Consider the following 10641-nt stretch of genomic DNA (forward strand, 5'->3'; position numbering starts at 1 on the left):
GGGGAGATTCTGGAGCGGATGATGGGGTTGGAGCGGGAGATTATGGCCGACCTGGAAGAGCTGCGGGGGATGATGGGATGAAGACATTCCCGCTGGCAGAGGTATGTAGGATTGATATGGGGCAGGCCCCGAAAGGAGCTTCCTATTCACAGGATGAAGGAATCCCTTTGATTGCTGGTGCCGGAGATTTTGGCGAATGGTCTCCCAAGCCAACCAAGTTAACCACAGAGCCATCCAAGGTTTCTCAAACTGGGGATATCATCCTTTGCATCCGGGCAACCATCGGTGATCGGAATTGGTCTGATATGGAATACTGCCTTGGGCGGGGGGTGGCTGGTCTTCGACCCAAGGCCAATCTGGATACCAACTACTTATGGCACTGGCTTGATTCAGCTAAAGGCGATTTGATGGCTCGCGGAAGAGGAGCCACTTTCCTTCAAGTAACCAAGAATGATCTGGCAACATTGCCCATCCCCCTCCCACCCCTCCCGGAGCAGAAGCGCATCGCGGCGATTCTGGACAAGGCCGACGCCATCCGCCGAAAGCGCCGCCAAGCCTTAGGGCTGGCCGACCTGTTCCTCCGCGCCGTCTTCCTCGACATGTTCGGCGACCCGGTCACCAACCCGAAGGGGTTGCCTACCACTCCAATCAAAAAACTCGGCCAAGTGGTAACTGGCAACACCCCTTCGCGGAAACAGCCAGATTATTATGGCGATGGAATTGAGTGGATTAAATCAGATAACATTAACACCCCAGACCATTTTTTAACGCCTGCCGAGGAACATCTCACAGAAGCTGGGCAGGCAGTTGCGCGTACAGTCCCTTCAGGGTCCATTCTGGTCACATGTATCGCTGGCAGCCCAAGCTGTATAGGAAATACCGCCCTTGCCGATAGAGAAGTGGCTTTCAATCAACAAATAAATGCTATCGTTCCTCATGCAGGGGTTGACCCTTACTTTCTATACGGGCAAATCCTCACAGGAAAAAAGTTGATACAAGGAGCTTCAACTAACTCAATGAAGGGAATGGTGAGCAAAGGGAAGTTCCAGGAAATAAATGTCCTACACCCATCCATTGAAGAACAGAAAAAATACAGGAGTGTTTTTGATCGCCACCAAAAACTATCCGCCATCTTAAAACGGCAGGACTTCGATGCCGAAGACCTATTTAGCTCCCTCACCCAACGCGCCTTCCGGGGGGAGTTGTGATGTCCATTTGCTATGATCACCTTCAGCATCGACTACCGCGCTTTGCCAAGGGGTGTCAATCGGGAGACTCAGAATGACGGGCTTGGTTGATCTTGATGAATTGGCATTGCGTTGCAGGGATGATCAAGCTCGGCAGTATATTCATGAAGCCGTTGCCTGCTACAAGGCAGGTGCTTTCCGTTCTTGCATTGTGGCCACCTGGAACGCCGTGGTTTTCGATTTCCTTCATAAACTAAGGGAACTGGATCTAACCGGCGACAGCAGGGCTCGGTTAAAACTCGGTGAGTTCGAGAACATTCGTGCTGGAGGAGAAAGTCGGCTGAAGGAAGCCTTGGATTTCGAGCGGAGCGTGCTGGACGTTGCAGCCGATAATTTCGATCTGCTGACCCCACTCGAAAAGTTGGATCTGCAACGCCTTCAAGATGATCGAAATCGTTGCGCTCATCCCAGCATGCAATCTTCCGAGGCACCCTATCAGCCTACGGCGGAACTCTCCCGAACTCACCTCCGCAATGCCGTTGAGATCCTCCTTCAGCGCGAGCCGGTTCAAGGGAAGGCCGCGTTCGACCAGATTTGCCAAGAGGTGAAATCAAAATATTTCCCGGAAGATGCCTCCGCAGCGGTCAAGCATTTCCAGGGTGGCCCATTGGCAAGGGCACGCAAGGAACTGATCCGCAACTTGGTGGTGGGTATCACCAAGAGCAACCTTGAAGATGACCTTCCAGAAAATGAACGGCGTCGGCAGTTGGCCGCAATCGGGGCCATCATCATCATGCATCGGGCAATCGCCGAAGGTGTCCTATCCCAAGACTTGATGCGAATCATGGGGGCGGTATCCGATGCCAACATGGTGAAGGTTGTGGAGTACTGCCACCGCATTCCAGAAGCCTGGGATGCGGTTGGGGCAGCTATTCAGGGAAAGATCAAAAAGTTCGTGGAATCAGCGGAGGGTGACGATCTTACCTCCTCACTCGCTCATGCGATTCAATTGCCAGAGGTAAAAGCTGTTGCTCTCAAAAAGATTGAAAGCCTCTCCTATATCGAACTCGCTACCGTCATTGGCATCCATCCGGCTCCCGAGCTTATCCCTTATGCGATGACCCATTTTTCACAAGCTGGATCCTACCGTGGTTCTGAACACCTTGCCCGAACGCTGATTCTCCCTCTTGCCAGTATTCTCTCACCTGATGACCTTCGAGGTATTTTGAGTACTGTTCCTGAGAACGGGCAAATTTGGGATGCAGGGGGAATTCCGGAAATTCTTGGACAGCTGTTTGATGAGACGGAAAAAATCCGCACAAAATCATCTGGGCATTGGAAAATGCTGATCGTGAAGTTAGGTGAAGTCTCGCATAACATGGAATGGTGGCGGAAGACCTTGGGTGAAAAATTGATTCAGGCTGGAGTCATTTCTGAAGACGAGTTTCCCGAGGGCCGCTGATGTCCAGTGGCAGCATGGGAATGGACAAGAGGTGCCAAACAGGGCAAAGGACATCCACATGAACAAAACCGTCACCGCCATCGAAGCGGAAACCCGCAAACTCACCCCGACGGCGCGCCTGGAACTGGTGGACGCCATCCTGGGCAGCCTGGATGAAACGGACACGGAGATGGATCGGCTCTGGTCACGGGAAGCGGAAGATCGTTTGGCCGCCTACCGGCGAGGGGAGCTGAGCGCCGTTTCCCTTTCCGACATTTTTCCGGCATACGGCAGGCCATGATCCTCAAAGCCCTCACCCTGGAGAACTTCAAGGGCATCCGCGAGCCGGTGCGCATCAAGTTCGCGCCGGTGACGCTGCTCTTCGGCCCCAACAACGCGGGCAAAAGCACCGTCGTCCAGGCGCTCCACTACGCCCGGGAGATCTTCGAACGCGGCAACGCCGACCCGGGCCGTACCCTCCTGGGCGGGGATGTGCTGGACCTGGGCGGCTTCGACAGCCTGGTCCACAACCACGACCGCAGCCTGCCCATCCGCATGCGCTTCGAGTTGGATCTGAGCCGGGAGGACCTCCCCACCTTCCAACACGATGCGGAGATGAACGCCGACGCGAATGCCTGGAGCCGGCAGGTCAAAAGCGCCGCGTTGGACATCCGCATCGAATGGAACCGCTGGCTGGATGGCCCTTGCGTGGCCCACTACGCCGTGGAGATCAACCGAACCCTGTTCGCCACCCTGCGGTTCGCCGATTCAGGGCGGGGCATCATTTTGGAGTTCCCCGAAGCGGCCCATCCCCTGTTTGAGCAGGATGAGGACGAAGAGAGCCGTCAGGACATCCTCGCCGGCCTCTCGGACTATCGCCCCACTGGCGCGGACGAATCGAGCCTGATGCTGGAGGGGTTGGACACCCCGTTGCCAACCTGGGGCTCCCCCTTGCCATTCGCCCGGGAGAATTGGCTTATCGATGGCACTGGCGAAGAGTCAGAGCGGATCTACACGCTGGCGAGCTTCACCGATGTGATCAGCGGCCTCATCGTCGGCCCCGGCATGATCTTGAAGGATGTACTCCAACGCTTCCGCTACCTGAGCCCCTTCCGGGAGATGCCTGGCCGCAATCACCATCCCGCCCGGTCGCCCGATGAATTCCGTTGGTCCAACGGCATGGCCGCCTGGGATCTGCTGCTGCTCAAAGGCGAAACGCTGGTGGAGAAGGTCAACGCCTGGCTAACTCACGAGGAGCGACTGAACGCCGGTTACCGGGTGGAGGTGAAGCGCTACAAGGAGCTGGAGGTCAACGGCCCCCTGATGATGGCCCTGACCGGCGAAACCGTACTGGATGATGAAGAGTGGATCCGCGACGCGGTGAGAAGCCTTCCCGAACGGCGGCAACTGCTGATCCGCGACCAGCGGCGGGATGTGGAACTCTTCCCCCAGGACGTGGGCGTGGGCATCTCCCAGGTGGTGCCGGTGCTGGTGGCCGGCCTCCACAGCCAGATGGGCATCGTCGCCATCGAGGAGCCGGAATCCAACATCCATCCTGCATTCCAGGTGGCCCTGGGGGATCTGTTCATCTCCCAGACCCGGGAAAAACCGGACCTGATGTTCCTGGTAGAGACCCACAGCGAGCACCTGATGCTCCGCTTCCTGCGCCGCATCCGGGAGACCGGCGAGAATGAACTCCCGCCCGGCGCGCCGTCGCTGACCCCCGAGGGAATCGCCGTCTACTTCGTTGAACCGGACGATGATGGCCCCCGCATTCACCGCATCCGCATCGACCGGGATGGCGATTTCATCGACCGCTGGCCCCGAGGCTTCTTCCAGGAGCGCATGAAGGAGCTGTACGGATCATGATCCACGAGTTCGCCCTGGATCCGGAGATGGTGGCCCGCTGGCACGACCGGGGGGAGTACGCTTTCTTTGCGGGCCGGTTCGGCATGGATGCGGGGCGGGTGGTCTCCGGCTACCCCAAGAAATGGCGGCAGATGGTGCGCAAGGCCTTCTTTGATCAGGTTCCCGCCGGCGACCCCAACGCCGAAATGCGCCTGGAGGCCCTGCTGGATACCCTCTGCGAAAAGATGGTCAAACGCCCCAGCAGCTTCCCGGGTCTGCCATCATGGTTGGAAAAGGCGGAAGGAGAGCATGGGGAGCGCCCCTTTCGCGGCATCCTCAGCCACGACAACCCCCGCAATCGGCCCTTCATCGTCACCACCGGTGAACTTGCCTATGGCACGATCACCGATGAGAAGAACGCCCAACACTGGGAGGTCCCCCCAGCTCCGTCACCCCCGCGCAATGCCAGTGAGTTCGCCCAGGTCGTCGCGCCCATCCTGCGGTGTTGCCAGCATGCGGTGTTCGTGGATCCCCATTTCGATCCGGACCCGTACCGTCCTCGCTTCCTGAACACCTTGCGGGAGATGCTGGCCATCCTCTGGGGGCAGAACCATGGCCTGGACTCACCCCTGGCGGAACTGCACATCAGCGCCGACAAGAAAGGCGAAAACGAGATCCTGAGGAAATGCCGCACTCACCTGCCAGACGTCATTCCCCAGGGCGGAAAGCTCCGCGTCGTCATCTGGAAAAGCAGGGCCGGCGGGGAAAAGCTCCACAACCGCTACCTCCTGACGGACATCGGCAGCGTGGGATTCGGCGTTGGCCTCGATGAGGCGGATGAGGCCGGTCACGATGAGTCCGACGACCTGTTCCGGCTCTCCAGCGCCCAGCATGCGAAGCGATGGGGGCAGTACGTGAGCGCGTCGGCGTTTGACATGGCCCCAGGTTCACCAGTTGATATTGCACCCCCGTGAAGCACAAGGCAGAGGCTTAACCACAATCAGGCCTTCGCATTCCCTCGCATCACCCGAACCTCCACGAGCTTCTCCCGGCACTCCTCCGTTGATTTGTGGCTGGTTCCCAGCTTCGCCTGGAAAATCTGAAGCGCATGAGAAAGCTGCTGTTCTGCGCCTACCAGATCGGCTTTATCAATCAAGATCAAAGCCAAGTTCATCAAATCGCTGGCCACATCCTGATGCTCAGGGTCGAAATATTTCTCATCAATTTCAATCGCGCATCGCATATGATGCTCCGCTTCATCCAGAAGCCCGCCTTTTCTGAGCAGCATTGCAAGGTTGTTGTGACGAATCGCCAGCCGGTAATGATGTTCGGGGTAGCAAGCCTCGCCGATTTCCAGGGCTCTTCTGAGGCAGTCGCATGCCTCACCAAATTTTTCCTCCCCTTGCTCACTCAACGAACGGGACAGATTGCTCAGATCTCGTGCCACGGCATCATCGTTTCCGCCATAGTGACCTTTGTCGATTTCGAGAGCGCGTCGGAAATTCTTTTCTGCTTCCCCCAATCGGCCCAACCTCCTGAGCGCCAACCCCAAATTTCCATGCCTGATGGCTACGATTGGATCATCCGGACCCAAGACTTTCAGCCCTACATCCAGCGCTTTTTCAAGAATTGGCAGCGCCTCCTCAGAACGATCCTCACCGCGTAGCAGCGTCCCCAGATTGTTGTACACAGTTCCCAGGATGGATGAGCCATCTGGCAGGTGTTTTTCCCCCTGGATCATGGCCTGACGATAGACATCCTCCGCCTCGGTGATTTGCCCGAGTTTCCAGTGAATACTGGCGACATTATCCAGGAGGTTGACCGCCTTATCCGCCTGGCATTCCGCACGTAAAGACTGATTGGCGGCTGCAATGGCATGCGGAAGGAAGGGCAACGACTTGTTCCATGTATCCTTGTTGTTTTCCTCGTAGGCGATGGCGGCAACCGCCAGTTCCAGCGCCGTATTGGCATATTGGAGTTGCTGCTCGCGAGAATGCCCTTGGAATATGACCTCTTGAACCAGTCGGTGAATGGTGACGGTATTCGGTCCGGCCTCAACCAGGGAAAGCCGATGCATGGCTCGCCATGCTTCCTGAAGGGAGAAACCCTCTCCCGTCGCATTCCTCAACGATTCCGAAAGAACTTCCTGGGCTACCGAGATAATTTCCTTCGGGATGGCATCAGGGGCAAAATAGGCCAGAAGGGAAATCAGTACTGGCGCTACCGGGGATGTTTCAGCCAGCCTTTTGAACGAAATGTCCCACGTCGTGGCGACGGTATGGGAATAGCCCCCCTCATTCACCGGGGGGCTTGCTTTCAAAAGGTGGCCTTGGTGGTTTTGAAAAAGCTCGAGATAGGCCACAAAATCCAGCCCACTCTCCTCCATGTAGGCAGCCGCTTGAGCGAGAGCCAGCGGCAAATCCCCCAAGGCAGCAGCCAGGCTGTCCGCGCCATTATCGGATTCCCGACCCGTACGCTTCAGTAGGTAGGCAATGGAATCCCGGCGATCAAATGTCGTGACGTTCAGTGAGTCCGCCACCCCTCTCCAGGCGCTGTATCGAGAGGTGATGATGGTATGCCCTTGACCACTGGACACCAGATAGTTGCGAATACTGTCAGGAGTTTCAACGTTATCGAACACCAGCAGCCAACGGTCACGGTCAATCAACCATTGTTTTAAGCTTTCTACGGCTTGTTGCGATGTGCTGAAAGGAAGGTTGAGAGCCTTGGCCAAGTCCGCCAGGTCGGTCGTCATGGTGGCCTCGTCTTCACTCCGGACCCACCAAACCACCTGATATGAATCCCGCCACCGGTAGGCATATTCATTAGCCAGTTGCGTTTTTCCGACCCCGCCAAGGCCATGGGCAGCCTGGGTCAGGGCTGTTGGTGATCCTGACTCCAGCCTCTTCCTGAGGCTTTCCAACTCCCAAGACCGGCCAACGAAATTCCTATTTCTGCTGAGTTTCAGGTTGTGGAGCTTATGGTCGGCCCCGGGGAAATCCGGAGGTATTCCATTCATCCCTGATGGTTGAGGTGGCGCAGATCGATGTCCAAGCGTCTGGCGGACTCCAAGGAGAATCACCCCCACAGCGGTTTGCGGGTCCAACTCCCTGAGATCCACTGATGCCACCCTTCTCAAGGGTGGAGGCAAGCCGGATCCATCCAGGGATGATATTTCAATCAAAAGCAATCGGCCTCGTCCAGACTTGAATGTCCTTGATTGGAATCCTTCCCATGCAAGATGGCAGCGTCTATCGATTGCGTGACCGGAAACCAAGCCGATGAGCAGGTCCACATTCAGCCCATCCTCTGCACCGTCATCAACGGCAGCCTCATTTCCCAGGGGCAAGACCCGCACTTCCGAGTTGTAGCCTCCTGCGTTCAGTGTCCAAGAAATCCATTCCGCCCATGATTTATCATCAACCGCGCAGGTAACCACTACTTTAACAGGGGTTGAAACAGTTGGAACATCAGAAGAGCTTTTCTCTTTTTCGGAAAGCAGCACAAGACGGGCCAACTCATCCCGGATGACATCTTCATCCAAGGGACCATCACGGTAGAACCAGGAGGGATCAACAACACCGAGCACCTGCGCCGCAATTGAAGCGTCAGCAACCTTCAGCAATTCAAATCGATGTCTGACGGCCCGGGTAGTGAAGGTGCTCTTGGTAATAGCCCGCCACCGCGATGCGGTTACCTTATCCGTGATGCCGAGCGCCTTAACCCCGATGTGGAATAGCTGCCCGGCTATGCGCTCGTCGTACCCCATGGCCGTCCTTCTTCAAATTGTTGAATCAACATCAATGGATCCATCCCAGGTCCAACGCCCGGCGAATGGCCAAGTGGTCGTTATCTCCGGCACCCAGCTTGTCCCGAGCACTCTCCACGGCGTAATCGACCGTCCGTTTACCTCTTGATATCCGATCAGCAATTTCCTGCCTCTTGAGCCCATCGGCCAGCATTTGCAAAACGTCGCGTTCGCGAGTGGTCAGCATCTGAAGTTCTTCCCCCTTCTCGGTCTGCAAAGCCGCCTGCATGTAGTCATGAAAGGCGCGCAGGACCATGGCAATTTGCCCGCCCTGGTGCTGGTACAGCTGATCGAATTCCTTGTGCTTCATGTCGGAGCCGAAGGAACACCCGGCAGGCCCCATGCCACGCTGTTGGGTCAGGGGAATCATGAAGCCGATCTCAAATCCCGTCTTGTCGGCGGCATCCTCCTGAAGATCCTGGGTGGCGCGGGACCAGCCGTTGGTTGGCATCAATCGTCTGGTGGAATCTGAGAATCCATTGTTCCAGAAACGCGAGAAAGCCCGCCCCATGGCCGTTGGCCCAACGCCCCCATACCAAGCATGACGGACCCCAGGGTCCACGTTCTGATACCCGCAATGCTGGTAATGGTCGCGCCACCCCTTATCAAGCGTGCTGTGAAACTCCAGCCGGTCCCCATTCTGGTAGGCGTAGACGAGGTTCATTGCGCCCATCGGCGCCAAACAATCGACCAGCCTCTGAAAGACATCTCCAGAAGAGCGCGCCCTTGGCGCATACCTCATGAATTCATCCCAGGACAGGGCATGCCCGGCTCTCTTCGGATAGCTGGTGAAGGTGACTTCCAGTTCCTTCAGCTTCAATCGAGGTTGGATCCGCATACATAGCCCTCCAGAGAAAACCAATCAGCCTACCTGAAAACCTCCTGATTCCATTGCGCGCTTGCGCAAGAAAAGAAATCCGGTCTCCACCAGAATTTGAGCCAGCCCGGGACGCGAATACACCCGACTTCATCGCACGCTGACCTGATGGCAGCAGGTGTCGATCTGCCGCCAATAATTCAGCCTGCGGCACTTCACGGCACTTTTTGTCAATCGGCTTCAATCGCCCAAACAGCCGGTGCGGGGCTAGCTTCGGCAGCAACAGCAGGTGCATGCGCCTTCCCGGCCAGGCCACCGGGCACTGCCGACCCGTCACAGGTACGGATGACTGGTTTCCAGCGATGCGTAAGCGGCGGGTCGGCCATTTTTCAAACTTCTTCACAGCCGAATGGATAGCTGGAGGAACTGGAGCATGAACGGATCACCCCAGACCGACAGAGGCCGCTCCTCATCATACAGGATGGGAATCAAAGGGGGGATCTTTTCTTCGCCGGAGCATGACTTTTGGCCTTTGATCCGGAGCCTACCTACCACCAAGACCCTGCTGGTCGATGCCGGACTGGGATCTATCGACCACGGCCAGTTCCCGGGCCAGACGATGCAGGCGCATGACTGGGCCGACCTCATGGATCTGGCGGTGCTCATCGGGGGCGGGAATCCCTCATTGAATGGCGATCTGCCGTTCAGCTCCCAGCATCACGCCTCGGTCCTTCAGGACATGGGCGGGATCGACCCCACGGAAAATGTCGAGACCATCCTGATCCGTGGATGGGGAATCCGGGCCATCCTTGAATGGCATTGCCAGGGGCTCCCCGAATGGGCGGGGAAGGACAACACAACCGCCTTTCACCATTTTCAGAACACCCTGCTGATCCGCCTCCTGCGGCAGATCTTCCGCGCCTCCCTGCGCAATATCCACGTCTGGACCACCTTTCCGCTTAAGTCTTCCACCGAGACGGCGGGATCGAACTCCCGACCATTCCCGGACCTGCCGGAGGGGACCGTCCACGAGCTGATGTGCGTCACGGATTTGGTGCTTTCCATGGCAGAGGTCTGGAAGGACGGCTCCCCCCAAACCGCCTTGATCACCGACCACCACAATGCCTGGGGCTATCCCGCCAAAGCCTCCGGCGCTTTGGGCCTTGATCCGATGGAGCCCACGGACATCGCCGCACTGACCAGGAAGGTCATGGCATCGGTCCGCAACGTGGGTCAGACGGAACCCATGAAGGGGCGGTATTCCATGAATTCAAACGGATGAGCGTGGGTTGAAGCCGGTTGAGAACCGGAAGGCGATTTGCCTTCCAGGGTTCCGGCGACGACGGCAACGCATTTTTTCTGCATCGTTTTTACAGATTTTACGGGATTGCGGATGGCCGGGCTGGGTTGACCGGCATGCCCCCGAGGCCATCCTGCTCCCCCACCAACCGGGGGCATGGGACATGAGGAGACAGGAGATGAACACACCGTTGTTGGCTTTGACCGCCATGTGCGCCGAGCAGGTGGCGGCCATGGAGAC

The 10641-nt window shown here is 57.2% G+C and carries 8 protein-coding genes; 6 read left to right on the forward strand and 2 right to left on the reverse strand.

The annotated features are described in order from the left end of the window. The 5 genes from HQL63_14675 to HQL63_14695 form a co-directional block, all read left to right on the forward strand. A partial coding sequence (locus HQL63_14675) for a restriction endonuclease subunit S (protein ID MBF0178069.1) occupies positions 1–1208 on the forward strand: 1208 nt, incomplete at its 5' end. A 73-nt stretch (positions 1209–1281) separates the two neighbouring features. Then, positions 1282–2649, forward strand: coding sequence for a hypothetical protein (locus HQL63_14680; protein ID MBF0178070.1), 1368 nt, complete (start codon positions 1282–1284; stop codon positions 2647–2649). Positions 2650–2707: 58 nt separating this feature from the next. Then, positions 2708–2929: an addiction module protein gene (locus HQL63_14685; GenBank protein ID MBF0178071.1), complete on the forward strand. Its 222-nt coding sequence runs from the start codon at positions 2708–2710 to the stop codon at positions 2927–2929. Then, complete coding sequence (locus HQL63_14690) at positions 2926–4497, forward strand: DUF3696 domain-containing protein (GenBank protein MBF0178072.1); 1572 nt, start codon at positions 2926–2928, stop codon at positions 4495–4497. Before HQL63_14685 ends, HQL63_14690 begins: the two co-directional genes overlap by 4 nt. Beyond that, positions 4494–5450: a hypothetical protein gene (locus HQL63_14695; GenBank protein ID MBF0178073.1), complete on the forward strand. Its 957-nt coding sequence runs from the start codon at positions 4494–4496 to the stop codon at positions 5448–5450. Before HQL63_14690 ends, HQL63_14695 begins: the two co-directional genes overlap by 4 nt. A 26-nt stretch (positions 5451–5476) precedes the next feature. Here HQL63_14695 and HQL63_14700 read toward each other — a convergent pair whose 3' ends face one another. Continuing rightward, positions 5477–8245, reverse strand: coding sequence for a tetratricopeptide repeat protein (locus tag HQL63_14700; GenBank protein ID MBF0178074.1), 2769 nt, complete (start codon positions 8243–8245; stop codon positions 5477–5479). A gap of 31 nt (positions 8246–8276) precedes the next feature. Then, entirely contained in the window at positions 8277–9122 is an 846-nt protein-coding gene (locus HQL63_14705) for an autoinducer binding domain-containing protein (protein ID MBF0178075.1), read from the reverse strand. A gap of 412 nt (positions 9123–9534) precedes the next feature. Here HQL63_14705 and HQL63_14710 point away from each other — a divergent pair, with 412 nt between their 5' ends. Beyond that, complete coding sequence (locus tag HQL63_14710; protein ID MBF0178076.1) at positions 9535–10383, forward strand: hypothetical protein; 849 nt, start codon at positions 9535–9537, stop codon at positions 10381–10383. Positions 10384–10641: the final 258 nt, after the last annotated feature.

Source organism: Magnetococcales bacterium (assembly GCA_015231175.1).
Lineage (GTDB): Bacteria > Pseudomonadota > Magnetococcia > Magnetococcales > DC0425bin3 > HA3dbin3.

Bases quoted from the DNA above. Each gene is read 5' to 3' on its own strand.
- HQL63_14710 (MBF0178076.1), top strand. From the start codon at position 9,535: ATGAACGGATCACCCCAGACCGACAGAGGCCGCTCCTCATCATACAGG.
- HQL63_14685 (MBF0178071.1), top strand. From the start codon at position 2,708: ATGAACAAAACCGTCACCGCCATCGAAGCGGAAACCCGCAAACTCACC.
- HQL63_14680 (MBF0178070.1), top strand. From the start codon at position 1,282: ATGACGGGCTTGGTTGATCTTGATGAATTGGCATTGCGTTGCAGGGAT.
- HQL63_14690 (MBF0178072.1), top strand. From the start codon at position 2,926: ATGATCCTCAAAGCCCTCACCCTGGAGAACTTCAAGGGCATCCGCGAG.
- HQL63_14695 (MBF0178073.1), top strand. From the start codon at position 4,494: ATGATCCACGAGTTCGCCCTGGATCCGGAGATGGTGGCCCGCTGGCAC.
- HQL63_14700 (MBF0178074.1), bottom strand. From the start codon at position 8,245: ATGGGGTACGACGAGCGCATAGCCGGGCAGCTATTCCACATCGGGGTT.
- HQL63_14705 (MBF0178075.1), bottom strand. From the start codon at position 9,122: ATGCGGATCCAACCTCGATTGAAGCTGAAGGAACTGGAAGTCACCTTC.